The 25,745-nt window shown below is 67.5% G+C and carries 20 protein-coding genes; 11 read left to right on the forward strand and 9 right to left on the reverse strand.

The window, feature by feature from the left end; translation table 11 throughout:
- Positions 1-22 precede the first annotated feature (22 nt).
- Positions 23-1,543, forward strand: coding sequence for a recombinase family protein (locus OHA21_RS48505; RefSeq protein WP_328467257.1), 1,521 nt, complete (start codon positions 23-25; stop codon positions 1,541-1,543).
- A gap of 335 nt (positions 1,544-1,878) precedes the next feature.
- Here the strand turns inward: OHA21_RS48505 and OHA21_RS48510 are convergent, their stop codons facing one another.
- From OHA21_RS48510 to OHA21_RS48520, 3 genes are all read right to left on the reverse strand, one after another.
- The gene (locus OHA21_RS48510; RefSeq protein ID WP_328467259.1) at positions 1,879-2,751 is read right to left on the reverse strand and encodes a replication-relaxation family protein; all 873 of its coding nucleotides are present in this window, start codon (positions 2,749-2,751) and stop codon (positions 1,879-1,881) included.
- Between the two features lie 212 nt (positions 2,752-2,963).
- The gene (locus tag OHA21_RS48515) at positions 2,964-3,728 is read right to left on the reverse strand and encodes a hypothetical protein (RefSeq protein ID WP_328467261.1); all 765 of its coding nucleotides are present in this window, start codon (positions 3,726-3,728) and stop codon (positions 2,964-2,966) included.
- Between the two features lie 481 nt (positions 3,729-4,209).
- Positions 4,210-4,389: a hypothetical protein gene (locus OHA21_RS48520; RefSeq protein ID WP_328467263.1), complete on the reverse strand. Its 180-nt coding sequence runs from the start codon at positions 4,387-4,389 to the stop codon at positions 4,210-4,212.
- Between the two features lie 575 nt (positions 4,390-4,964).
- Here OHA21_RS48520 and OHA21_RS48525 point away from each other — a divergent pair.
- The 3 genes from OHA21_RS48525 (at position 4,965) to OHA21_RS48535 (ending at position 8,798) form a co-directional block, all read left to right on the forward strand.
- Positions 4,965-6,269, forward strand: a complete 1,305-nt coding sequence (locus OHA21_RS48525; RefSeq protein ID WP_328467265.1) for a hypothetical protein — start codon at positions 4,965-4,967, stop codon at positions 6,267-6,269.
- 8 nt (positions 6,270-6,277) lie between these two features.
- A complete protein-coding gene (locus tag OHA21_RS48530) occupies positions 6,278-7,153 on the forward strand; it encodes a phosphotransferase (RefSeq protein ID WP_328467267.1) in 876 nt (291 codons plus the stop codon).
- 154 nt (positions 7,154-7,307) lie between these two features.
- Complete coding sequence (locus OHA21_RS48535) at positions 7,308-8,798, forward strand: hypothetical protein (RefSeq protein ID WP_328467269.1); 1,491 nt, start codon at positions 7,308-7,310, stop codon at positions 8,796-8,798.
- A 133-nt stretch (positions 8,799-8,931) separates the two neighbouring features.
- Here the strand turns inward: OHA21_RS48535 and OHA21_RS48540 are convergent, their stop codons facing one another.
- The 6 genes from OHA21_RS48540 to OHA21_RS48565 form a co-directional block, all read right to left on the reverse strand.
- On the reverse strand, positions 8,932-10,155 hold the full coding sequence (locus tag OHA21_RS48540; protein WP_328467271.1) for a hypothetical protein: 1,224 nt from the start codon (positions 10,153-10,155) through the stop codon (positions 8,932-8,934).
- A 190-nt stretch (positions 10,156-10,345) separates the two neighbouring features.
- A complete protein-coding gene (locus OHA21_RS48545) occupies positions 10,346-11,494 on the reverse strand; it encodes a DUF4238 domain-containing protein (RefSeq protein ID WP_328467273.1) in 1,149 nt (382 codons plus the stop codon).
- A gap of 381 nt (positions 11,495-11,875) precedes the next feature.
- Positions 11,876-12,610 (reverse strand): DUF2637 domain-containing protein, encoded by a 735-nt coding sequence (locus OHA21_RS48550; protein ID WP_328467275.1) that lies wholly within the window; start codon positions 12,608-12,610, stop codon positions 11,876-11,878.
- Positions 12,610-12,882 carry a hypothetical protein gene (locus OHA21_RS48555; RefSeq protein ID WP_328467277.1) on the reverse strand — a complete coding sequence of 91 codons (273 nt, stop codon included), beginning with the start codon at positions 12,880-12,882 and terminating at the stop codon, positions 12,610-12,612. The genes OHA21_RS48550 and OHA21_RS48555 overlap by 1 nt, the downstream gene beginning before the upstream one ends.
- A 41-nt stretch (positions 12,883-12,923) precedes the next feature.
- Positions 12,924-13,577, reverse strand: a complete 654-nt coding sequence (locus OHA21_RS48560; protein ID WP_328467279.1) for an MBL fold metallo-hydrolase — start codon at positions 13,575-13,577, stop codon at positions 12,924-12,926.
- On the reverse strand, positions 13,574-14,275 hold the full coding sequence (locus OHA21_RS48565) for a maleylpyruvate isomerase family mycothiol-dependent enzyme (RefSeq protein ID WP_328467281.1): 702 nt from the start codon (positions 14,273-14,275) through the stop codon (positions 13,574-13,576). The genes OHA21_RS48560 and OHA21_RS48565 overlap by 4 nt, the downstream gene beginning before the upstream one ends.
- 179 nt (positions 14,276-14,454) lie before the next feature.
- Between OHA21_RS48565 and rsgA the strand changes: the two genes are divergently transcribed.
- The 7 genes from rsgA to OHA21_RS48600 all read left to right on the forward strand — a co-directional run bounded on the left by rsgA (position 14,455) and on the right by OHA21_RS48600 (position 25,718).
- Entirely contained in the window at positions 14,455-15,480 is a 1,026-nt protein-coding gene (gene rsgA, locus OHA21_RS48570) for a ribosome small subunit-dependent GTPase A (protein WP_328467283.1), read from the forward strand.
- Between the two features lie 176 nt (positions 15,481-15,656).
- On the forward strand, positions 15,657-17,447 hold the full coding sequence (locus tag OHA21_RS48575; RefSeq protein WP_328467285.1) for a hypothetical protein: 1,791 nt from the start codon (positions 15,657-15,659) through the stop codon (positions 17,445-17,447).
- A 136-nt stretch (positions 17,448-17,583) separates the two neighbouring features.
- Positions 17,584-20,535: an excinuclease ABC subunit UvrA gene (gene uvrA, locus OHA21_RS48580; RefSeq protein ID WP_328467287.1), complete on the forward strand. Its 2,952-nt coding sequence runs from the start codon at positions 17,584-17,586 to the stop codon at positions 20,533-20,535.
- 243 nt (positions 20,536-20,778) lie between these two features.
- Positions 20,779-21,291: a Rieske (2Fe-2S) protein gene (locus OHA21_RS48585; RefSeq protein ID WP_328467289.1), complete on the forward strand. Its 513-nt coding sequence runs from the start codon at positions 20,779-20,781 to the stop codon at positions 21,289-21,291.
- 101 nt (positions 21,292-21,392) lie between these two features.
- Positions 21,393-23,510: an excinuclease ABC subunit UvrC gene (gene uvrC / locus OHA21_RS48590; RefSeq protein ID WP_328467291.1), complete on the forward strand. Its 2,118-nt coding sequence runs from the start codon at positions 21,393-21,395 to the stop codon at positions 23,508-23,510.
- Positions 23,511-23,622: 112 nt separating this feature from the next.
- Positions 23,623-24,525 (forward strand): RNase adapter RapZ, encoded by a 903-nt coding sequence (gene rapZ / locus OHA21_RS48595; RefSeq protein ID WP_328479005.1) that lies wholly within the window; start codon positions 23,623-23,625, stop codon positions 24,523-24,525.
- On the forward strand, positions 24,522-25,718 hold the full coding sequence (locus tag OHA21_RS48600) for a gluconeogenesis factor YvcK family protein (RefSeq protein WP_328467293.1): 1,197 nt from the start codon (positions 24,522-24,524) through the stop codon (positions 25,716-25,718). Before rapZ ends, OHA21_RS48600 begins: the two co-directional genes overlap by 4 nt.
- Positions 25,719-25,745: the final 27 nt, after the last annotated feature.

The raw sequence follows: 25,745 nt of genomic DNA on the forward strand, positions 1-25,745 counted from the left end.
TCTTACAGGGTAACATCGAATTATGGCGATGCGCGATGGGGTGTACGCCCGGATCTCTGAGGATGACCTCGGGACCGAGAAGGGCGTGTTTCGGCAGCTCGAAGATGGCCGTGGCTTGTCCAAATCCCGTGGCGGGCAGGTCGTCGCAGAGTTCTCTGACAACGATCTCTCCGCCCTGACGGGAGCTCACCGCCCGGGGTACGAGGCGCTGATGGCCGCAGTGGCTGCCGGGCAGATCGACCGCATCATCGTCGTCCACACTTCCAGGCTGTGGCGTAACCGCAAGGAGCGGGCCGACGGCATCGAGCGCCTCCGCGCCGCCGGTGTGTCGGTGCTGGCGGTCAAGGGACCGGAGCTGGATCTCACGACGGCTTCCGGTCGGATGATGGCCGGCATCTTAGGCGAGTTCGACACGGCCGAGAGCGAGATCAAGGGCGAGCGCGTCGCACGCGCGGCCCTGCAGCGGGCCCAGGAGGGCCGCGCAAACGGCGCAGTTCTGTACGGGTGGACGCGGGTCTATCGACACGACGATCAGAACCGGGTGACCGGCTTCGAGGACCGGGAGAGCCCGGTTGAGGCAGAGATCGTCCGGGAGATCGTCCGCCGTCTGCTCGGCGGTGAGGCGCTGCGGACGATCACGGACGACCTCAACGCGCGCGGCGTTCCAGCGCCGGGTGCCGGACAGCGGAGGCAGCATCGCGCCAAGGGCCAGAGTGACGACGGTGCCCGTTGGAACAAGACCAGCGTCAAGAAGATCGCTACTAGACCGGCCAACATCGGGCTGCGGATACACCACCGGGGACGGCCGGACGAGATGCTCGTCACGGCCGCCTGGCCGCCGCTGATCGAACGGGACGACCACGACGCGGTCGTTGCGCTGGTGTCCCAGCCGGACCGCTGGACGGCCCGTGTGAGCCGTCCTGGCGCGCGCGTGCACCTGCTGTCGTGGGGCATAGGTGAGTGCGGTGTCTGTGGCGCCCACGTCCGCGTGGCGGTGAGAGGCAACTCCAAGCATGGAACGAAGAAGCCGCTGTACGTATGTGAGGGCAAGGGGTGTGTCGGCCGGGACGAGGCCAGGGTCGATCTCTTCGTCGGCCACGTCGTGGTGGAGCGGTTGAAGCGGCCCGATCTCGCAGACATCCTGACCATGGACGACGGCGGTGGAGCCGAAGCGCTGAAGCGGGCCGAGGGGATCCGGGCCCGCCTCGCCAATGCTGCCGACGACTACGCCGACGAGAAGATCACCGCGGAACAGTTGCATCGGATCACCGCTCGCCTCAAGCCCGCGCTCGCACAGGCGGAGACTGAGGCGCGGGCGTATCAAGTGAGCCCGCACCTCAAGGTGGTCTTGGACATGATGGGGGAGCGCGCCGAAGAGGTGTGGGCTGGCATGACGACGACCCAGCGGCACGCCGTGCTCAGTGTGCTTGTCGAACGGGTCCGGATTCTTCGGGTCAACCGGAGGGGACCGGGGTTCGACCCGGAGTCGATCGAGATCGTATGGAAAACGTCGTTCCAGCGGCCGTCCGTGGTTTCCGGCTAGGCGGCGGTTCTCCGGTCGCGGGACTGGCCCCGCATCAGGAACAGGAGCTTGGCGCGTTGCTCCGGAGTGGCGGGAGGGGCAGCGTCAACGATCGCCCGTATGGCGGCCTCCCACTCGGGCGGGCACGATGCGAGGCGTTCCGGCTTGTCGTCTTCTGAAACCGACTCGCCCGCCGTTCCTGCTCGGGCGGTGGGCGATGGGTCGCGTGGTGCACCACGGCTCAGCCGCTGGTCATCACGGCGTCGAACCATCGTCCTCCTTGCCGGTCATGTGGATGACGGAAACAGATGATCGTGGTGTACATGCGCTTCTCCTTCCTGGTTGGGTCGTGGGTCTCAAGCGGCGGTCCCGCTTTTACGGGCGCTCGTATAGGGCAACTCGGCCAACGGCAGCGAGGCACCGGCGCGGCGGTGAAGGCGCCATACCGCATCCGCGGGGCTGAGCCCTGCCGTTGAGTCACGGGCGGCAGTTGCGATGGGATAGCGGATCCCGGCCTCGGTGAGCCGCAGATGCAGGTGATGCTCCCGGACGGCTGAGTGGAGCCAGAACAACACCGGGTAGGCACGGCCGGTCGCACGGGCCAAGTAGTCGTAGCCGCCGATCTTGTCGAGAAGGATGTGCAGAGGTTCTGCGCCGGTGTCGTGCTCAAGGAAGAAGGGCACCCGCCGGCCGCCGTCGGTGAAAACGCCGTGCCCGTCTGGGCGGACCTTCGGGGTGCGATCAAGCAGGCCGAACGGCTCGCCTTCTTCGAGGAAGCCATACCTGGTAGCGAAACGGGCGGCAGGCCACCATCGATCCAACGACGTGCCGGGATGGGTACGGGCATAGCCGGCCAGTTCGATGAAGAACTGGTTGACGCCCAGGAGGTGGGGCAGATTGGCCCGGGTCGTCAGATGCCAGCGCCGCCGTCGGGCCTGATCCCGACGGGGCAGCTCTTCGTCGCGATGCGTGGCGACGATTTCGACGCCGAGCTGGCCAAGGACGTAGTGGTACGGGTGGGTGCCGCCCTCTGCTCGGAACGGTCGGAACCGGTCGAGGAGCCCTGCCTGACACAGTTTCAGAAGTCGACGCTGGGCGAAGTCGAGTGAGCTGTAGAGAGCGTGAGCGATCTGGAACGAGGTGAGCACGCCGTGGTCAGCCAGCCAGCCGAGGAGTACGTGATCACGGTCAGTGAGCCGGGCTTGAACCCGTAGGAACAGTTCGTCCATACACCAATTGCCTTCCATCAGGATGATTTAGCTATACGTGCTTAACCCCACCGGGAGACCCCCAGAGAGGGTCTGTCGCGACATGGTCGCTTCCTCCCGCATCTGCGCTGAGCAGGGCTGTTGGGTTCCGTGAACGGTCGGTCTAGGTGACCGGATCGAAGCGGGTCCCCGAACCGGTATCCCGGCGGACACCCAATCGGTCATCCGTACCGTCAGCGCGGTGGCTTCAAGTCGGCCGCGCCGGTGGGGCGGTGGTAGTTGCCGACTGTGTCGATCAGCCGGACCAAGCGCGTTGTGTCCCCGGTCAACGTCCAGATCGGCGCGCTCGCGTCGCTGGCCTTGTTGAGCCGGTCGAAGGTGGCCGTGGCCACCGGCACTGGCAGCGGGGCGTTGAGCAGGTCCTCATGCAGCTCGGTTTCGCGGGACCCGGTCATTGTCAGCATCAGGATGCAGCCGGCAGGTACGCCCGCGCGGCTGTGCCGGTAGCCGTCGAGCATCTGCGCGAGGCGCGGAGCTGAGACGCCATCGTCGATGTGGAGCAGGAACCGTGCTGCCAGGCCGTCTTGTAGCCAGATCCCGGCCGCTCGCGGCTGTACGCCCGTGACACCTCGGCTGTGCAGCCATATGGTGGCATCGACGCCCCGGCGCCACCCGTACAGCCATGATCGGCCCTGACTGGCTTTGGCCGCTTGGGTCAGACCAACCACCAGGTTGTTGACCATCAGTTGGTCCGGTTGGGCGCTGGCCAGGTTGGGTGGGACCGGCTCGCCCGCGCGGTGTAGCCGATCAGCCAGCAGCCGGACCCCCGTGGTGCTGACCTCGTAATGGGCCCGGTGGGTGGAGTCGGTGTCGTAGACGAACCGCCAAACCAGCCCGGCGCGGACTAGAACGTTCAGGTGCCGCGCCGCCGCGGGGCGACTGCCGAACATCAGCTTGGCCACTTCGTTGGTGTCCAGGGTGGCGTACTCGGCGAGCAACGCCAGCAGCGTCCAATGTCGCGGGCCCACCCGATGGAGATCCACGTCGTCGGGTGGGTGTTCAGGATGCAGTGTCCCGGGTTTCCCGGGTCGTGGTTGATACCTGCGGCTCAGCTTTCTTCCCTCCTCCGGGATGGACGGTGCTCGGAAACCCATGGTTTCTCGACAGGCACCGGCAGCCGTCGGTGTGTCGCTCTACTTTTTACCCCTGCATACACAAGGCCTCTGGAGAGCGCTCTCTTGCTGTCCGGTGTTCAGGTGTTCCACCGAATGGCCGAGGACATACCAGCCTGTTTGGCGCTTCTCGACTGTGCGCGTCCCGTCTCCCATCGCCCTTCCGTCACCGAAGATCCAGTCAGTGGTGACCGTTGGGGTCGGCGCCGAATTTGCGGCGTCGGTCCAGCCGGCGGAGGACCTCGTGCCGAGCGGAGGTGTGTCTTCCGCCGTAAAGTTCGCTCGGATGCGGGCTACCGCCGTTGCATCATGGCTTTGGCGAGGGAGCGCCGCCGGTGCCTGGCGTCTCATTTGCGGCGCCGTTGACCGCGATGCCGGCCGCTGTCACGAAGGTCCGGAGCGTGGCCGTCAGCCTTTCAATCTGGTCGTCTTCAACGAAGGCGTAGCCGGTCTCCGCCAAACGGTCGGCAACCAGCTCAGCGGTCAACCGCAGAACGTCGTTGTCTCCAGGGACGGGCATCATCGTCGATCACTGCCCAACCGGTTGGACCTGCCGAGCATTGATCAATTCGGGTTGGCTGGCACGGGCTCGGCGCACCGACAGTCGCAGGCTGCGCGAGAAGATCACCACCGCGCTCTCCCGGCGCCAGCAGGGCCCGGGAGCACCGCAGGCCAGGCAGCGGCCTGTCGCGCTCGACGTGACGTGGGTGTCCAGGGTCCCCTGCGCGGCGCTCAACTGTTGTGCGGCCGAGGCTGCGTAGTAGGTGCTTCCCGCCATCTCCGCCTCCCGAAGCGTGGTGTGCCGCCGATCGCGGCGCTGTGTCGTCGACAATCCCGCGCCGACGGAAGGCCCGGGAAGGATCACGCTGGGGTGGCACGGCGCACCCCACCACGGGACCGGCGGAGCCGTTGTCACCCGGAAGCGCGACCCCACCGTGGGCTCCCACGCTGGGTGATCCGGCTCGGCAGCGTTGAGATCATCAGATTTCGATGCCACGCTGGTCCGATGCGATGCCGCCGACGTTGCGGCGCGCATGGTCACGCTGGTGACAGGGGGTGCCAATGCGCGTCGAAATCGACCCGCGGTGGTGGGCGTCGGGGACCTGGGACGGCCACCCGATCCGCTACTTTCTGGAGCGACGCGACGTCACCGCGATCTTCCGCTTCCTCCACGCTCGCGGAATTTCGTACGGCGCTATCGGCGGGCTGGTCGGCATCTCCCCGAACCGGGCTGCTGAGATCGCCAAGAACGTCCGCCAAGTGACCGCCTACGAAGTCCTGGAACGCATCGCTGTCGGGCTGCAGATCCCGCGCGCTGTCATGGGCCTCGGATGCGATCCCGCTGCGGCAGACAGGCAACAACCGGACCATCCCGCCTCGGCGCTGACGGTTCTGCGCACGCAACTGGACGAGGCCCTGGCAGCTTCTACGGTTTCCGCCCGCCAGTTGGAGCTGATCGAGGACTCGACCCACGAGCACGTACGCGCGCACCCGTCGACCCCGCCGTCGGTGACGCTGAATCGCATCGCCGTCGACTGCACGGAGGTTCTCACCCTGTCCCGGCGTCGCCAGCCGGCATCGATTCAGGCCCGACTGTCCGGAGCGGCGGCACTGCTCGCCACGTTGTGCGCGGACGCTCTGATGCGGCTTGGCGAGACCACCGACGCCCGGCTGTGGTACCGCACCGCGCTTGTCGCTGCCGACGACAGTGCACAACCCCGGCTCGGCGTCCTCGTCCGGGCACAAGCCGCCATGCTGCCCTACTACTTCGGCGACCCGAAGCAGACGATCGCCCTCACCGGCAGAGCTGTGGCGCTTTCTGCGACACCCTGCTCATCGACCGTCCTGGCAGCGGCCGGCTGCGCTCGCGCGCTCGCCCGCACCGGCGCCGCCGAAGCCGCCCGGACCGCGATCCGGCGGGCACGGGAACTGTTCGACGAGGTCGAAGTGGTCGACAGCGACGCTGCCTTCGAGTTCCCCATCAAGCGGCTGCTGTTCTACCTCTCCGGCGCTGCTGCCTGGTCTGGTGACGTTGTTGCGGCCTACCGACTCCAGGACGACGCGCTCAAGCTCTACCGTGACAGTTCCGCGATGTCGATCGACCCCGCGCTCATCCTCATGGATCGCTCGATGTGCTTGGCTCGGGATCACCGCCCCGCCGAGGCCGCCTCGGTGGCCCGCGAAGCCGTCGCCGCGCTGCCAGAGGCACAGCGCACCGAGATTGTCTTGACCAGGGCACACGACGTAATCGCTGCGGTGCCGGCCGACCAGCGCAGCGGCCCGGTCACCGAGTTCGACGACTACATTCGCGAATGCCGTAGGCAGGCTCGTACCCTTGCGGGAGGTCACGCCGGACTCGACCCGTAGGAGCGTCCATGTTCGCCGAGGAGCGGACCCGGCCCGTACTCGCCGAGGTTTGCCGCATCCTCGGCCACTCAGCGGATAACGCGATCCTCCTGCGTCACCACACCAATGCGGTCTACGCCGTCGACGACGTCATCATCAAGATTGCGCCGCCGACGATCCCGGTAGGCCGTCTCCAGCGGGTCGTGGAGCTTGTCGAATGGCTGGTCGCCCGTGACTTCCCGACCGTTGCGCTCGCTCCTGGCCCACCGCAGCCGCTTCAGGTCGATGGCCACGCCGTCACCGTCTGGCAGCGACTCGACAGCGCGATTACCCAGCCAATCACCACCGGCGAGCTCGGGCAGTTGCTGCAACGCCTACACGCGCTCGCCGTCCCGCCGATGCTGCTATCCAGGCTCGACCCGATCTCCGGCATCCACCACTCAATCATCGTCTCGCCGATCCTGACTTCCGCTGATCGCGACCTGCTTACCCGTTGCCTTGACGACCTGGCCGACGTGTGGACTGAGGCCATGCCGCTCGGTTCGGGCTTGATTCAGTCCGACCCGCAGGTCCGCAACGCCCTGCGCCGTCCCGACGGCACGGCGGTCCTTGCAGATTGGGACGGAGCCTGCTTCGGCCCGCGCATGTGGGACGTAGCTACAGTCGCCGTGCACTGCCGCCGATTCAGCAACGACGATGACTTTACGAATTTTGTACACGCCTACGGACAAGATCCACGGGGCTGGGGTCGCTTCGAAGACCTCTGCAGACTTCGTGAACTTCAGATGATCTCCACCAACGCCCGCAAGTCCCCGCCTCGCAGCTCGGCTGCAGCCGAAGTGCACCGCCGCATCGCTGGCCTCCGGCAAGATCAGCAAGAGCTGACCGCCTGGAGCATTCTGTAGCCGCGACTTGCAAACAAGAGTGCGGCCCAGTATGGCTTACCAATCCAGCGAGAGTTCTGCCATACTGCCATGTGGCATCGAATGCGTGCCATGTCGTAATCTGATAATACGCCGAAGTGGCGTCAGGTATTTAAGGGTCGCCGCGGCGCCCATCGTGAGCCAGGGCATGAGTGTTTGGTGGTTGATGCGGGTATTCATTGCATCCTCGATTGCGGCGGATAGTTCGTCCCTAGCGGACGTTCTTGAAGCCTCGGGTTTCAGAACTTCTACGTCGGACGACATTCCGGCCGGTGTGTCGTGGATCGAGGGAATTACTAAGGCGCTCGAGTCGTGTGACGCCGTTGTTCTAGTCCCACGCAAGACTGCCGTATCCAAGGTGGCGCGTGTAGCGGGGATGGCTAGCTTGCTTAGCAAACCGTTCATCGCCGTCATCTCTCCCGGAATGACTGAGAACGACCTTCCGTTCAGCCTCCGAGACCCAGCAGTGCAACTTTCTGGTTCGGCGTCTGCCGACGGGGAGAAGATTCGAGATGCCCTTCAGGGAGTTCTGACCCTCGCAGCGCTGCGAGGGTCCGAAACAGGTGACCGCTCGCCTGCAGGCGCGTTGCCCAATCCCTCAGCGGCGCCGAATCTGTCCGCAGGCGAATGGGCAGTGCGCGCGAATTCGTCAATCGTGGACAGTTGCTCGACTCCCTTTAGTGCCCCTTATCGGGCGATTGCCTTTCCCGACGGAGTGATTGATGGAGTGGGGACTCTGCAATTCAGTGCCGACGACCTTGCTCACGCCCTTTTCGTAACGGGCCGTGCGCCCGGCGATCGAGCTCAATACGGGACGGCGTCGCTCTGGGAATGGCTGCATCGTACGTCGCTGATCCCGGCCTACGTCCGTCGCCATTACAAAGGTGGGCGGCTAGTTCGGTCAAGGCTAGCTACAGAGCTTGATCGATCCGAGCTAGTGGGCTTTTCCTATGCATTGGGCCAAGCTGTGACAGCAATCTTCTGCCGTGAAAAACTTCAAGTCTCCCATCTGTTGCACGTGGATAGGTATGGCGGTCATTACAATCTAGCTTTTGGCGCTACAAGAAAACGCGCCGACCTGTTTGGTATTTCGCCTAACGGGTGGGTGGTTGCAGAAGCGAAAGGCCGGTCGCGTTCGATGGAGACTGGGTTGAGTGCTAAATTGCGAGCGCAGAAGCGGAGTATTGCCGCAATCGGCGGAGTTAGGCCATGGTTGGCACTCGGCTGTGTGGCATCATTCCCTATCGACGCGGTCGGTATGCGAATCGATGCAGTAGACCCGATCGAGGAAGAGGTGGAATCCATCGAGATTCCAGCCAGCCTCGACGATTACATGCTCGCATACTATGCGCCTTTCGTGGTGGCCATCGACGCTGGTGACGCAGCGGAGCGTGACGACCTAATTGTCGAGTCCCGATTTGGCTCGTTCGGCGTGACGGTGCGGATGTCCACCGATGTGTATATACGTGTGCAACAAGCGGCAGGTGGTGAGATCCGCGGGCTTAGCGAGGATCTTCAAGTGTTCCTCCAGGGTTTGCCTGCTGATTCGTCCGGGCTTCTGGCGGACGGCATCGCCATTGAGACTGATTGGGCCGAAGCAATGGCAATTGCCGATTGGCTTGGCTGATTGCGCCACGCGCCCACGGCAGTGCCAAGATCGCCACCAACGCCCCGCAAGTCGCAGCCCTACGGCCAAGCTGCGGCCGAGGTCCACTGTCGCTAAACCTGACTCGCTCCGAAGAGTGCGCCTTTAGCATTCCTCACATGCCATCTGCGCTCGACGCACTCTCGACCGCGGTTTTCACGCCGTCTCGGTCGAGGGCGTCCACCAGTTCTGCCAGCGTTAGGAAAGTATTTGGAGGTGTTCCTCTCGCGCTCATGATTTGCCGCAACTGTGTCCCAGTGTGACGCTCAGCTGCGACATAGTCGCAGTAGCCTGCCGCGCACGAGAGGGCCATCATGTCGATAAGGTCGTTCTCCTTCCATCGAGTGTTACGATCGAGGTGGCGCAGTCGAAATAGCGCCGACAGGTTTGACAAAAATGGCATCGAATCTAGCTGCTGGACTAGCGCCCTGGGATCCTGCAGGAACGGGCTTGCGTCGATGCCGACCCGTGTTGCAGCGCGCGCGACTACCTGGATATTGTCCGTCCAAAAGAAGCCGGCAGCTTGCAGTCGCCGCTCCTTGTTCGAAATACCTTTTCCGGCGAAATAGTCCGTGATTTCTTGATTGCGCTGAGCCCACGCCGGGGAAATGATCTTAGGCTCAGGAGTTATGTCGATCAGACACGACAATGTGATAGAAGGCTCGGACAGTACGAGTTGAAGGAGCTCCCAATCGTTGTCGATCTCGTAGGCTCGGACGTCATTCGCAAGAAATGCCTGCGGCTCCGTGGTGATAACGGGAAGTTCCGAAAAGGTGGGTAATGGGGCGCCTGCGTATCGTGCGAGTATCACTGCTACCTCGTTGTCCCAGACTGCCGTAGGGTGGCGGAGTTGCCATCCACCAGACAGCTTTGCCATTGCAAGGCCTAGGTGGTAGCGACGCTCACCGTAGAGTGGGCCGGTCTCGATATAGTGGGACGATGAGAGTGGTAGGACAATGCCGGCGTCGGTAGCAAGTTCGATGATCCGAAGTGCGGCGGCGAGTTCGTCCTTACGCGTCACTTTACTCGGATCAACCATCGCCCATGCAACCGTGCTCCAATGATTTTGGTCCAGGTAGACGGTCGGTCGCCGCGGGCCGGTGGTAATGGGGCTATATGCCTCCGAAATCAGCATGTCGCCCCTCGTCGTGGTGCTGAATATCCACCATCGCTCCCAGTCGAATACTGACTGGGCAACCTGATTGTTCGGCCACGATGGCGTCGACAGCGCCTCCGTATGGCGTTGTCCGTCCGCTGTAACCACTAGAAGCTCATTGCGCACGAAGTCAATGGCCCAGTACTGGAACAGATCGGCAGATAAGACAAGTCGGTCAGCCATGTGCCCATCCCGTGGTTTTGGTACGAAAAGCAACCGAGAAGTGTGGCGCAGGAGCATCTGCAGGGTCGGCGTCGTCCGGGAAGTTGTCAGCATCGCGAACAAGTCCCGCTAAAGGGCGGGACCATCTGAGGGGATGGTGTTGGGCTGCGGAATTATTCCGGAAGCCACCAATTTGACGTAGGAGGACCACCTACTTCCAGCCTCGGCCGAGCAATGCTGGTCGGCGTGGGCTCGGCGCTTTGTCGAGGTCCTGGGAGAATTTGGAGCCACCGTCGCATGCCCGCACAAGCGGTCCGGGAGGCGGGAAGACGAGCGATCGAAATGTCGGATGGTCAGGGTGCGCGGCGACCCAGCCGTAGGCCTGCTCCACCAGACGGTTGTTCACATCGGCTGCGTATGCTGCGGCTTCGGCCCCGGCCAAGCTGTGCGCGAGGGGTCCGATGGTCCCCCTCGGGCCCAGGACAAGCAATGTCCGAGGAGTCAGCGGGAGCGCGACCTCGACGGCGGCGCCAGCCGGCGGCCGTGTCGGGTAGATGTGCACGATGTCTGCGTTGCGCATGCGGCCGCGGCTCGGCCTCCGCGCCGCCTTTCTGCGCTGGTTCTTGGTCTTGAAGCAGGCTGCCGTGTGTTCGACGTGGCTCGAGCCGTTAGTGACTAGGACGACGGGTTCATCGCAAGTGATGAATAGCGGCTGATCGAGCGTCACGATCAGCGCTGGCCGGTCGAAGAACAGTTCGCTGAGCCGTGGTGCCGCCTTGCTCATGTGTTCAAGGTGCAAGTTGGGCTCGGGTACCACCCGAACTTGGTCGATGCCCGGCACGTCCGAATTATGCGTCTTCGCGAGAAAATCCCCGAGCAGCTCCGTCATCCGTCGGTACTGCGGCGTGCGCTGCAGTTGGAACGCCAGGAATATCGCGAGGTGCATGGACTCCGACGGGGTGATCGGTCGAGGAGGACGAAAGGGGTCCAGCATGCGATCGAAGAGTTCCTTAGCGCCGCTTTCGATGACGCCGAGAATCAGTTCCAGCCGGCCGTCCTTCTCGCCGTCGAGGTTGATGAAGGTGTAAAAGTCCTTGATCACCCCCGTCTTCGTAGTAGGACTCAATCGGCTGCCGCCAGTGACCCGGTCGCGTACCCACAGTTGGCCGTCCTGGGCGAACCGCTCGAGATACGAACGAGGGACCGTGTGGTGGCGGCTGCCTACCATCTGCTCTGGCGAGGTTGACTTCCACCACTGCTGAGCGTCGCGATCTATTTCAGGATGCGCAGCGACTAACTCGTCGATCCAAGTCGGGCGAAGTGCCTCGTCGTCGCGTTGCCGTCGTGAGTGCCCTGTCATTCCTCTCGCCCATCGAGCTGGTGTTGACGCGGCATTGAGTCGCGTAAGGGTCCCATCGTCTCTTCCTCATGCACGACATACAAACGGGTATCTGGCTTACGGTCCAGGCGCATCAGCCCCGGCTCCTACGGTCAGCAACGATGCCAGCTGCGCTGGCCGATAAGCGGTGGGAGCCAGCCAGGGTGGTTGACCCGCCGTCACGGAGGAGAAGGTTAGGTTAGGGGAGATGTCTCAGCCGTAGATACCGTTTTAGCTGGGCATATGCGGTAGCTCAGTGAACTGCGATCTGGTGCTGAGGGCTACTGCAGCCCACGTAGGGGACCGGCGGCCGACCTCGCCATGGCCGCCGACGCTGCGTCCGGAGTCAGGATGATTACGCCATCACTTGGACCGCGACTCCGGCTCTTCTGGGCCAGTTGCCGTCCCGCCCTGCTCCCCCTTGAGCATTCTGAGAAGACGTGAGACGCGCTCGTTGGAGACGCTGTTTCCCTCGTCGCGCAGAGCGTCCGCGAGGTTGTCTCGCGACAGGGTTCGGCCGTTGATGGCCAGCGTGGTGCAGGCAGCCCGTGCGGCCGGGATCAGGTCCGCCAGGTCGTCGCCGGGCGGCGTCCGTCGGCCGGCGCGGTCCGATCCGGCAGGGCTAATTGCGGACGACGCCAAGACGGTATCGCGGATGTCCGGGCTGTCTCGGACCGTCCGCTGATCGTCTTGGCCGTCCGGCCGCTCAACCGCAGTGTGATTGATCATGGAGAAGAGCAGCTTGATCGAGACGAGCATCGAGACGGCTGGCCACCCGGCGAGCGCCTTCGCGATCGGGTCCGCGCCGCCGACCGCGACATTCGCTGCGAGACTCGCCGCGGTACCGACGATCAGCGCGACCCACGGGAGCCACCCGGTCGGCCGCCCGGCGCGACGTTGCACGACCAGGTACAGGCTGGCGACGATCTCCAAGCCGTCGACGCTGATAGGAAAGGCATACGACTTCCAGCCGAGTTGGCCGTGATGCGTGGCCAACTCGCGCATGTGCGCGAAGCTGATCGTGCCTGCGACGAACGCCAGCCCGGCGACGAAGAGCGCAGTCAGTATTAATAAGGCCCTATCGGTACGGCTCGTCATCAGACCGCCGCCGAGGTGAGCAGTGTGGATAGGGCGTCGAGCACGCGCCGGGCGTCGCCAGCGGGCATGGATAGATGCGCGTCACCAATCTCGAGCCGCAGGTAGGGCTCACACGACCATGGGGCGCGCGCCTCGGTCAGCCAGGCGGTGCCCTCGCGGGCCGGCAGCCACAAGACCGAGTTGAGGTTCAGCGGAATCGGCGCGGACCGGTGCTCGTCGGCCGTGCAAAGGGTGCGATCGCACCATGACGGGTGGACAGTTGGGTTGTTCACGGTGGGACTCCTCGGGCCGACCCCGGGAAGTCCCTACCGAATCACCAACCGCGGGCTCGCCACTCCGGGATCGCCGCACGCTCGGCTCCGAGCGTGCTGTCCTTCCCGTGACCTGGGTAGAACCAAGTGTCGTCCGGGAACCGGTCGAAGACCTTGGTCTCCAGATCCGTCATGAGCGAGTTGAAATCCCGCGGATTTGTTGTCCGGCCAGGACCCCCGGGGAAGAGGCTGTCGCCGGTGAACAGGTGGGTGCGGCCGCCCGGCTGCTGGTAGGCGAGCACCACCGAACCCGGCGTGTGCCCCACCACGTGGATCACCTCCAGCGAGTGGCCGCCGACCTCGACCACGTCACCGTCGCTCAGGGTGCCGGTGGTCACCGGGATCGCCGGGGCGTCGGCGGCGTGTGCCAGGGAGGCTGCCCCGGTGACCTTCACCACCTCTTCCAGCGCGATCCAATGGTCCCGGTGCTGGTGGGTGGTCACCACGGTGCGCAGCCCGGCCGGGCCGATCAGCGCCAGCAGCGTGGCGGCGTCGTTGGCCGCGTCGATCAGCAGCTGTTCGGAACCGGCGCGCAACAGGTAGGCGTTGTTGTCCATCGGGCCGACCGACACCTTGGTGAGGATCAGGCCGCCGCCCAGGTCACGGACCGCGGGCTCGCCGCCCGCCCGGACGTCACCGGTGTACTCGTCGCTCATTTCCACCTCGCGGGTGTGGGCAGCTCGCCGTCCGGCGAGACGGTCAGGTCGGCGCCGTCGGCGCGGCCGGCCAGCCAGGCGGCGATCGACTTGGTGGGCCCGCCGACCACCGGGCCGTCGTCGCCGATCGTCAGGGGATGGTCCAGGCCGAACGGGCGCAGCGTCATGGCGGGCGCGTCGTCGTGGGCGCCGGTGACGATCTCGCGGAGCAGTCGCAGGGCGAACGCGTCCGTCCAGTCCGCCGGGGTGTAGCCGCGACCGAGGTCGACGTGGTGTACCTCGACCTCGCGCAGCCGGCCCCACGGCACCCCGGCCGCGGACTGGCCGACCGGCGGTGGCAGGTGGAAGGCCCAGGCGGAGGCCGGCATCGCCGCGGCGGCGTCGGCGAACCGCTCGTGCGCCTCGCGGATGTCGGCGATCTGCTCGGACAGCGGTCGCCCGGCGCCGGCCTCGATACCGGCCCGGCGGGCGTCGGGTCCGGCGTAGGCCGGGGTCTCCACGCCGGTGCGGGCCCAGGTCAGCATGTTCGTGTACGCGTCTGCGTTGCGCGCCACATGGGTCAGCACATGCCCGACCGTCCAGCCCGGGAGCAGGGACGGTTCGCCCACCGCGGCGTCGTCCAGCCCCTCCGCCGTACGCAACAGGGCCTCGGTCGCCGCTTCGACATCAGTCATCAGGACCAGCGGGTCGATCGTCACAAGGCGACCCTAGCGGAATTCGCTTTCGTCCCGGTGGGCGTGACCGTACCGTCGGTGCCAGACGCGATCGACCGAACCCGCGGGGAGGTGAGGAACGTGCTGTTCGAGATCACCGCGTCCCTTCACCAGGGGGCCGTCGCCTGACGGCGCAGTGCTCCCTCGACCGTAAAGGGTTCCCCATGTCGTACGACCTGTCCCAGCTCGGCTGGGACGAGACCTTCGCATCCTCGTATCGGCCGTTCGACCGCCCGGACGCGGTCGCGGGCCGGGTGCTGCGGGCCGACCGCGGCATCAGCACCGTGCTGACCGCGGACGGGGTGACCCGGGCCAGCCTCGGCGGCAGCGTCCTGCTCGACTGTGCCCGCGACCCGGCCGGGCTGCCCTGCGCCGGGGACTGGGTGGTGCTGCGCCACTGGCCCGACCGGCGTACCACCCTGGAGATCGTCCTGCCGCGCCGGACCGTCCTGATCCGCCGCACCGCCGACAAGGACGCCTCCGGCCAGGTGCTGGCCGCGAATATGGACACCGTCGCGGTGGTCGAGCCGATCCATCCCGAGCCCGACGAGGCCCGGGTCGAGCGGCTGCTCGCGCTGGCCTTCGAGTCGGGTGCCGAGCCAGTCCTGGTGCTCACGAAGAGTGACACCAGTCAGGATCCGGGCGCGATCGCCCGGCAGCTCTCCGCGATCGCGCCGGGCGTGCCGGTGCTCCCGGTCAGCGTGCGGCGCGGCACCGGGGTGGACCAGCTGCGCAGATATGTCGCCCCCGGCCGCACGTGTGCGTTGCTCGGCCGTTCCGGCGCGGGCAAGTCGACGCTGGCCAACGCCCTGGCCGGCGCCGCGGTGATGCCGGTGCAGGCGATCCGGGACGCCGACGGCAAGGGCCGGCACACCACGGCGTACCGAAATCTGATCACTGTGCCCGGCGGCGGCGCTGTGCTGGACACGCCGGGCATCCGTGGCGTCGGCCTGCTGGACACCGGCAGCGGCCTGGCCCGCGCCTTCGCCGACGTGACCGAGCTCGCCGCGCGATGCCGCTTCGACGACTGCGGGCACGAGGCCGAACCGGGCTGTGCCGTGCAGGCCGCCCTGGCCGACGGCACGCTGACGGCGCGCCGGCTGGCCAGCTGGCGCAAGCTGCGCCACGAGATCGAGGTGGAGAGCGGGCGTCGCTCCGAGCGCCTCGCGAGAGCACGGCGCGGCAGATGATCTCCCCGTGCTTCAGCCCGGCGGTCGCGTTGCGGCCGTGAGTGGGCAGCCGCTCGCGCGGCTCGGCGGAACTCCTTCGTCACGCGTACCGGGAATGGTTCTCGACGGGCGCTGAAGGGTGCGCCGCGGCAGGCGGCCGTGCGGGACGTGGTCGCGGCTCTGGCAGAATTCGGCCGGTGCGTGCGGCAGAAGAGATGATCGAGGAGCCGGTGGCGACCACGGAGGAGACCACCGTCACACCCGTCTCCGGCTGGCGCCGGTGGCTGGATCTCTGGGTGCTGCTGGGCTTCCTGGCGCTCGCCGTGCTGGTGACGATCCAGCTCTGGATCGACCCGAACGGGCGGGTGCTGGCCGGCAACGACGACGACCACGGGGTCTTCCTCGCCGTGCTGGCGCACGCCGAACGGGTGATCTTCGACGGGGCGAACCCGTTCTTCAACGACCGGCTGAACGCGCCGGTCGGCGTGAACATGATGGCGAACACGTCGATCCTGGCGCTGAGCCTGCCGCTGGCCCCGGTCACCCACTTCCTCGGCGCCGGCGTCTCGGTCGCGCTGCTGATCACGCTGGGTCTGGCCGGCACCGCGTTCGCCTGGTACTGGGTGCTGTCCCGGCACCTGGTGAACAGCCGGCTCGCGGCCTGGATCGGCGGCGCCTGGTGCGGCTTCGCGCCGACCATGGTGTCGCACGCCAACGGGCATGTGAACTTCGTCAACCAGTACGTGGTGCCGTTCATCGTCTGGCAGGTGCTGCGGCTGCGGGAGCCGGGCCGGGCGGTGCGCGGCGGGGTGATCCTCGGCCTGCTGATCGTGCTGCAGTGCTTCATCAACGAGGAGACGCTGCTCTTCACCGCGCTGACCCTCGGGGTGTTCGTGCTGGCGTACGCGGTGATGCGGCCGCGTGAGGTGGCGGCGGTGTGGCGCCGGTTCACCGCCGGGCTCGCGGTGGCCGCGGTGACCGCGTTCGTGCCGCTGGCGTACCCGTTGTGGTACCAGTTCTTCGGGCCGGGCAACTATCACGGCCAGCCGTTCGCGCCGTCGGACTACGTCACCGACCTGGCCTCGCTGGGCTTCTTCGCCCGGCAGTCGCTGGCCGGCTACGCCGCGCTGACCCGGCAGATGAGCGTGAGCTCCACCGAGGACAACACCTTCTTCGGCCCGGCCGGCCTGGTCATGATCGTGGTGGCCGTGGTGATGCTGTGGCGCTCGGCGGCGGCCCGGTCGGCGGGGATCGCGGGCCTGGTGCTGCTGCTCATGTCGATGGGCCCCACGCTGCAGGTGTTCGGCCGCGACACCGGCATCCCGTTGCCGTTCGGCCTGATCAGCCACGTGCCGGTGATCGACCTGGTGAGCGTCACCCGGTTCGCGATGGTGCCGGCCACGGTCGCCGGGGTGCTGCTGGCGCTCGCCGCCGACCGGATCCGGGACTACCCGCAGCGGCGCCGCCGCTGGTTCTGGACCGGCATGGTGCTGGCCCTGGTGCCGCTCATCCCGAAGCCGCTGCCGGTGGTGGCCGGCGACCCGATGCCGGCGTTCCTCTCCGAGGGGATTTGGCGGGAGTACGTGCCGGAGGACCGCACCCTGGTGACCGTGCCGCTGCCCGAGGTGACCACCGGGCGGACCGGGATGCGCTGGGCCACGCTCAACAACTTCGACTACGCCACCCCGCGCGGCTACTTCATGGGCCCGGCGGACGCGCCGCGGGACCGGACCGGCTCGTGGAGCGCGCCGGCGCGGTTCACCTCCGACCTGCTCTGGCGGGTCCGCGAGTACGGCGTCGTCCCGGTTCTCACCGAGGCCGACCGGCGGAAGATCACCGAGGATCTGGTGTACTGGCGTACAGCAGTGGTGTTGCTGGTTCCGGAGGGCCGCAACGTCGCCGCCCAGCGGGCCGTGCTGGTCGACGCGCTGGGTGAGCCGCAACTCGTCGGCGGTGCCGAGATCTGGCGGGTACCCCCGTTCGAGTGAGGTTCGTGACGTCCGAACTGCGGGAATGTCCGGCATGTGAACGGCGCTGCACCTAGGCCGACAGAAATTGTCGTACCCCGTGGCTAGAGTGTCCGCGGCTCTGTCTTTTTCAAACACCTGTACGGAGAGGCTGACCGTGGCCGACCGACTGACCATTCGCGGCGCTCGCGAGCACAACCTGCGCGACGTCAATCTCGACCTGCCCCGAGACGCCATGATCGTCTTCACCGGGTTGTCCGGTTCCGGCAAGTCGAGTCTCGCGTTCGACACGATCTTCGCCGAGGGGCAGCGGCGCTACGTCGAGTCGCTCTCGTCGTATGCGAGGCAGTTCCTCGGCCAGATGGACAAGCCCGATGTCGACTTCATCGAGGGCCTGTCCCCAGCGGTCTCGATCGACCAGAAATCGACGAACCGCAACCCACGCTCGACCGTCGGGACCATCACCGAGGTCTACGACTACCTGCGACTCCTCTTCGCCCGTGCCGGCACCCCGCACTGCCCGGTCTGCGGCGAGCGGATCAGCAAGCAGACCCCGCAGCAGATCGTCGACCGGGTCCTGGCGATGCCCGAGGGCACCCGGTTCATGGTTCTCGCCCCGGTGGTCCGCGGCCGCAAGGGGGAGTATGTCGACCTGTTCGCCGAGCTCCAGGCCAAGGGCTACGCCCGGGCCCGGGTCGACGGCACGGTGCACCCGCTCACCGAGCCGCCGAAGCTGAAGAAGCAGGAGAAGCACACCATCGAGGTGGTGGTCGACCGGCTCAGCGTCAAGACGAGCAGCAAGCAGCGGCTCACCGACTCGGTGGAGGCGGCGCTCGGCCTGGCCGGCGGCGTCCTGCTGCTCGACTTCGTCGACCTGCCGGAGGACGACCCGGATCGGGAACGCCGGTTCTCCGAGCACCTGGCCTGCCCGAACGACCACCCGCTCGCCATCGAGGACCTCGAGCCGCGGGTCTTCTCCTTCAACGCGCCGTACGGCGCCTGTCCCGAGTGCTCCGGCCTCGGGACGAAGAAGGAGGTCGACCCCGAGCTGATCATCCCGGACGAGGAGGCCAGCCTCCGCTCCGGCGCGATCCAGCCGTGGGCCGGCGGCACCACCCAGGAGTATTTCCTGCGTCTTCTCGAGGCACTCGCCGAGGCGGAGAAGTTCAGCCTGGACACACCCTGGCGGCAGCTGCCCAGCCGGGCGCAGAAGACGATTCTGTACGGCGCGGAGGACCAGGTCCACGTGCGGTACCGGAACAAGTACGGCCGTGAGCGCTCCTACTACACCGGCTTCGAGGGCGTGGTGCAGTGGATCGAGCGGCGGCACAACGACACCGAGAGCGACTGGTCGCGCGAGAAGTACGAGGGGTACATGCGCGACGTCCCCTGCAAGGTGTGCGGCGGCGCGCGGCTCAAGCCCGAGGTGCTCGCGGTGACCGTGGCCGGCAAGAGCATCGCCGAGGTGTGCAACCTCTCGGTCGGCGAGTGCGCCGAGCTGCTGGCCGGCCTGAAGCTCGACGACCGGCAGAAGATGATCGCCGAGCGGGTGCTCAAGGAGATCAACGCCCGGCTGCGGTTCCTGGTCGACGTCGGCCTCGACTACCTGTCACTGGACCGCGGGGCGGGCACCCTGTCCGGCGGTGAGGCGCAGCGCATCCGGCTCGCCACCCAGATCGGCTCCGGCCTGGTCGGCGTGCTGTACGTGCTGGACGAGCCGTCCATCGGCCTGCACCAGCGGGACAACCACCGGCTCATCGAGACCCTGGTCCGGCTGCGCAACCTGGGCAACACGCTGATCGTGGTGGAGCACGACGAGGACACCATCCGCACGGCGGACTGGATCGTCGACATCGGCCCGGGCGCCGGCGAGCACGGCGGGGAGATCGTGCACAGCGGCACCGTCGACGGGCTGCTGGCCAACGAGAAGTCGCCCACGGGGGCTTATCTGTCCGGTCGCAAGTCGATCCCGGTGCCGGCCACCCGCCGGCCGCAGACGCCGGGGCGCGAGGTGGTGGTGCAGGGTGCGCGCGAGCACAACCTGCGCAACCTGACCGTGCCGTTCCCGCTGGGCCAGTTCATCGCGGTCACCGGTGTATCCGGGTCCGGCAAGTCGACACTGGTCAACGACATCCTGCACACCGTCCTGGCGAACCAGATCAACCGCGCCCGGATGGTGCCCGGCCGGCACACCCGGGTCACCGGCATCGAGAACGTCGACAAGGTCGTCGGGGTGGATCAGTCGCCGATCGGGCGTACGCCGCGGTCCAACCCGGCCACCTACACCGGGGTCTTCGACCACGTCCGCAAGCTGTTCGCCGAGACCAGCGAGGCCAAGGTGCGCGGCTACGGCCCGGGCCGGTTCTCCTTCAACGTCAAGGGCGGCCGCTGCGAGAACTGCTCCGGTGACGGCACCATCAAGATCGAGATGAACTTCCTGCCGGATGTGTATGTGCCGTGCGAGGTGTGCAAGGGCGCCCGGTACAACCGGGAGACCCTGGAGGTGCACTACAAGGGGAAGACCATCTCCGAGGTGCTGAACATGCCGATCGAGGAGGCCGCGGAGTTCTTCTCGGCGCTGCCGGCGATCCACCGGCACCTGCGGACCCTGGTCGACGTTGGCCTCGGCTACGTCCGGCTCGGCCAGCCGGCCACCACGCTCTCCGGCGGTGAGGCGCAGCGCGTCAAGCTCGCCTCCGAGCTGCAGAAGCGGTCCACCGGCCGGACGGTGTACGTGCTCGACGAGCCGACCACCGGCCTGCACTTCGAGGACATCCGCAAGCTGCTCATCGTGCTCAACGGCCTGGTCGACAAGGGCAACACGGTGATCACGATCGAGCACAACCTGGACGTCATCAAGACGGCGGACTGGTTGATCGACATGGGTCCCGAGGGCGGCAGCAAGGGCGGCATGGTGCTCGCCACCGGCACGCCCGAGGAGCTCGCCGAGGTGCCGGAAAGTCACACCGGCCAGTTCCTGCGGCACGTCCTGAGCCTCTCCGGCGAGGCGAAGGGCGCTGCGGCGGCGACGTCCCGGGCGGCGAAGGCCAACGGGGTGAACGGGACACGGGCACGGGCGACGCGCTCCCGGGCCAAGGCGACGGTTTGATTCAGGAGAGTCTCAGGTAACTCAAAGCTACGATGCCCGGTCGGGGCCATAGTCTCGACCGGGCACCTGTCTGTTCGGCCCGGCATGGCCGAGCCGACCGGGCGAAGGCGTACCAATCGGGAGAAGCTGCAACCTCTGTGGCGGAGAATTCCGGGGTGTGCCTGAACTGATCGTGGCGGCGGCTGCGTATTTAGTGGCGACTCCGCGTGACTTTTGAGCGGAAACCATCTGGAGGGGCGACATATGACTGACGTGCAGACGAGGACCGACGCCGAGACTCAGCCGGAGCCGGCGGGCGCCACCTCGACACGGCGCGTCGTCCTGCTGAGCGCAGGAGCGCTCGGTGCCGGTGCAGTCCTGACGGCCTGCGGCACCGATGCCACCGGCACCAACCCGAACGGCACCGACTTCGACAGCAACCCGGTCCCGGCCGGCAGCGCGGGCGCCCAGGCCGACTCGGCCGGCGGCAACGCGGGCAAGGTGCTGGTGGCGGCTTCCGAGGTGACCGTCGGCGGCGGCGTGATCAAGGGTGACCTGGTGATCACCCAGCCCGAGGAGGGCACTTTCAAGGCGTTCAGCAAGGTGTGCACCCACCAGGGGTGTGACGTCACCGAGGTCAACGACGGTTCGATCCTGTGCAAGTGCCACAACAGCGCGTTCTCCATCAAGGACGGTGCCCCGACGGCCGGCCCGGCCAGTCAGCCGCTGGCCGAGACCAAGGTCGCGCTGGACGGGGACAACGTGGTCGCGGCCTGACCGGCCGACCGTGAACAGAGGCCGGAGATCCGGCGCCGTGGCGGCGGCACCGGACCTCCGGTCGGGCAATTCTGTCAGTCCCAGGCACTAGTGTTGGAGTTGTGCCAGACCCGTCCACCTATCGCCCCGCTCCCGGTACCATCCCGGACGCTCCCGGTGTCTACCGCTTCCGCGATCCGGCCGGCCGGGTGATCTACGTCGGCAAGGCGAAGAGTCTGCGCAACCGGCTCAACTCCTATTTCGCCGACATCTGGTCGCTGCACGCGCGGACCCAGCAGATGGTCACCACCGCGGGCAGCGTCGACTGGGTGACAGTGGGCACCGAGGTCGAGGCGCTCCAGCTGGAGTTCTCCTGGATCAAGGAGTTCGATCCGCGCTTCAACGTGAAATATCGGGACGACAAGTCGTACCCGTTTCTGGCCGTCACCCTCGACGAGGAGTTCCCCCGTCTGCAGGTGATGCGCGGCGCCAAGCGCAAGGGCGTGCGCTACTTCGGGCCCTATTCGCACGCCTGGGCCATCCGCGAGACGCTCGACCTGCTGCTGCGCGTCTTCCCGGCGCGCACCTGCTCGTCCGGCGTCTTCAAACGGCACGGCCAGATCGGCCGGCCCTGCCTGCTGGGCTACATCGGCAAGTGCTCGGCGCCGTGCACCGGGCAGGTCAGCGCCGAGCAGCACCGGGCGATCGTCGACGACTTCTGCGACTTCATGGCCGGCCGCACCGACGCGTTCGTCAAGCGCCTCGAGAAGGACATGTTCCAGGCCTCCGAGGACCTGGAGTTCGAGCGGGCGGCCCGCCTGCGCGACGACATCGCCGCCCTGCGCCGGGCGATGGAGAAGCAGACCGTCGTGCTCGGCGACGGCACCGACGCCGACGTCGTCGCCTTCGCCGAGGATCCGCTCGAGGCCGCCGTGCAGGTCTTCCACGTCCGCGACGGCCGGGTCCGCGGTCAGCGCGGCTGGGTGGTGGAGAAGGTGGAGGATCTGAGCACCGGCGACCTGGTCCACCACTTCTGCAGCCAGATGTATGGCGGGTCACAGGGCGAGGGCGACGTGCCCCGGGAGCTGTTGGTGCCGGCCCTGCCCGAGGACGCCGACGCGCTCGCCGACTGGCTCACCCAGCACCGGGGCAGCCGGGTCAGCCTGCGGATCCCGCAGCGCGGCGACAAGAAGTCGCTGATGGAGACGGTCGCCCGCAACGCCGCCGAGTCGCTGCAACGGCACAAGCTGCGCCGCGCCGGTGACCTGACGACCCGCAACAAGGCGCTCGAGGAGATCGCCGACGCGCTCGGGATGGACACCGTGCCGCTGCGCATCGAGTGCTTCGACGTGTCGCAGATCCAGGGCACCGACGTGGTCGCCTCGATGGTCGTCTTCGAGGACGGCCTGGCCCGCAAGAGTGAGTATCGACGTTTTGCCGTCCGGGGCGAGGCGACCGACGATCTCTCTGCGATGAGCGAGGTGCTGCGGCGGCGGTTCGCCCGGTTCAAGGCGCAGCCGGGAGCGGACGGGCCGCGGGACCAGCCCGAGTCCGACGTCGCCGACGAGGTGGCCGACGCCAAGCTGCACGGCATCGAGCCCGCCACCGCCGATCTGCCGGGGGTCGACCCGCTCACCGGGAAACCGCGGCGGTTTGCCTACCCGCCTCAGCTGGTCGTGGTGGACGGCGGCCAGCCGCAGGTCAACGCGGTCGCCACCGTCCTCTCCGACCTGGGCATCACCGACGTGGCGCTCTGCGGCCTGGCCAAGCGCCTCGAGGAGGTGTGGCTGCCCGGCGACGACTTCCCGGTCATCCTGCCGCGCACCTCGGAAGCGCTCTACCTGCTCCAGCGGGTCCGCGACGAGGCACACCGGTTCGCCATCACGTTCCACCGGCAGCGCCGCTCCAAGCGGATGACCGCCTCCGCGCTGGACGACATCGCCGGCCTCGGCGAGGTCCGGCGCAAGGCGCTGCTGCGGCACTTCGGTTCGCTCAAGCGGCTGGCGGCCGCCACCCCGGAGGAGATCACCGAGGTGCCCGGCATCGGCCGGCGCACAGCCGATCTGGTGCTGGCCGCGCTGAACCAGACGGCCGCCGACACACCCGGGACGGCGTCCGGCGCCGATCCCGCCGCGGTGCCGGCCGGCGGGGCGGGCCGGGCCATCGCGCGCAGTCGTGAGCGCGGCGGCCGCCCGGGAAGCAAAGCGAGTGATCCCGGCGTTGGATCGGACGGCCCCTGACCGGTAGCGGACAGGCTGTCCGGCGGTCGGCGGGCATGTTGACGGCCTAGGATGTTGTGTCCGCCCGCGCGACGCGGGCGAAGCGACGCGGGAGGCGTGCGTGACGGAAGCGATGCCGGACCTCGGATCCGACGAAGTGGTGGAGCCGGACGAGGCCGGTACCGATCTGGTGGTGGTGACCGGTCTCTCCGGCGGTGGGCGCAGCACGGTGGCCCGCGCCCTGGAGAACGTCGGTTTCTACGTGGTCGACAACCTGCCGCAGGCGCTCATGCTGGAGATGGCGGAGCTGGCCTTCGCCGCGGGGGGTGCGGCCCGGCGGACCGCGATGGTGCTCGACGTACGGAGCAGGGCTTTCTCGACCGACCTGGCCGGCGCCGTGCGGGCGCTCAAGGAGCGCGGCTTCTCGCCGCGCGTGGTCTTCGTGGACGCCGACGACGAGGTGCTGATCCGCCGGTTCGAGTCGGTGCGCCGCTCGCACCCGCTGCAGGGCGACGGCCGGCTGGCCGACGGCATCGCGGCGGAGCGCAAGCTGCTCGAGGAGGCCCGTGACCAGTCCGATGTGATCATCGACACCAGTCACCTGAACGTGAATCAGCTGCGCCGCCGGGTCGAGGAGCTGTTCGGCGGGGAGGACTCCCGCAAGCTGCGGATCACCGTGCTCTCCTTCGGCTTCAAGTACGGCCTGCCGCCGGACGCCGACTACGTGCTGGACGCCCGGTTCCTGCCCAACCCGTTCTGGGTGCCGGAGCTGCGCGAGCACACCGGCCTGGAGGAGGGCGTGAGCAGCTATGTGCTGGGCCAGGAGGGGGCGACCGACTTCGTCGCCACCTACGCCGGGCTGATCGCGGCGACCGCGCCCGGCTTCGAGCGCGAGGGCAAGCGGTATCTGACGGTCGCCATCGGTTGCACCGGCGGCAAGCACCGCAGTGTCGCCATCACCGAGGAGTTGACCTCGCGGCTGAGCGGGATGCGCCTGTCCGCGCACGCCTCGCACCGCGACCTGGGGCGGGAGTGACGGCGGCCGGCCGCGGGGGCGGCCCGGTCCGGGTCGTCGCGTTCGGCGGCGGGCACGGGCTGAGCGCCTCGCTGCGCGCCCTGCGGCACTGCGCCGGCGAGCTGGAGCTGGAGATCACCGCGATCGTGACGGTCGGTGACGACGGCGGATCGAGCGGCCGCCTGCGGGTCGAGCGGGACGCCCTGCTGCCCCCGGGTGACCTGCGGCAGGCGCTCGCCGCGCTGGCGGCCGATCACCCGACCTCCCGGCGCACGGCCAGCCTGATGCAGCACCGGTTCGCCGCGATGCCGGAGCCGGAGGCGCCCCGCCCACCGGTCCCGGCCCAGTCCGGTGCAGCCCAGTCCGGTGCAGCTCAGTCCGGTGCAGCTCAGTCCGGTACAGCTCAGGATGGTGCGGCTCAGGCCGGCGCCGGCCGGCCCGGCCCGGTGGTGAACGGCGTGCATGCGGCGGGCGGCGCCCCGGACCGGGTGCTCACCCGCGGCCCGCGGCTGGAGCGCCGGGCCGACCGCAGCAAGGACACCCTGGCCGGGCACGCGGTCGGCAACCTGTTGCTGCTCGGCCTGATCGAGATGCTCGGCGACCCGGTGCTGGCCCTCGACCACGCTGCCGAGATGGTCGGCGCCCAGGGCCGGGTGCTGCCGATGGCCCTGCACGCGGTCGGGATCGAGGCGGACCTGGTGGCCGCCGACGGCCGCCCGGAGACGGTACGCGGACAGCACTCGGTCGCGGTGGCCGACGGCCGGGTGGAGGCGCTGCGCCTGGTGCCGGAGAACCCGCCGGCCTGCCCCGAGGCGATCGAGGCGGTCCGCGCCGCCGACTGGCTGATCTTCGGCCCGGGCAGCTGGTTCACCAGCGTGCTCCCGCACCTGCTGGTCCCGGACCTGGCCGCGGCGATCGTGGCGAGTCCGGCGCGCCGGCTGGTGACGCTGAACCTCAGTGCCGACAAGGAGACGGCCGGCCTCTCCGCCGCCGATCATCTGGCTACGCTGCGGCGTTATCTGCCGCAGTTGCGGGTCGACACGGTGCTGGCCGACGCGAAATGGGCAGGCGAGCCGGAGCCGGTCCGGATCGCCGCCGGGGAGCTGGGCGCGCAGCTGGTGCTGGCACCCGTCGCCGTTGCGGACGGCAGCCCACGGCATGATCCTCAGTCATTGGGTGTTGCACTGGTGCCAGTATTGGGCGCCGCTCGTTAGGCACAGGCGTAGTACGGCACATTGTTC

The sequence above is a fragment of the Actinoplanes sp. NBC_00393 genome (assembly GCF_036053395.1).
Lineage (GTDB): Bacteria > Actinomycetota > Actinomycetes > Mycobacteriales > Micromonosporaceae > Actinoplanes.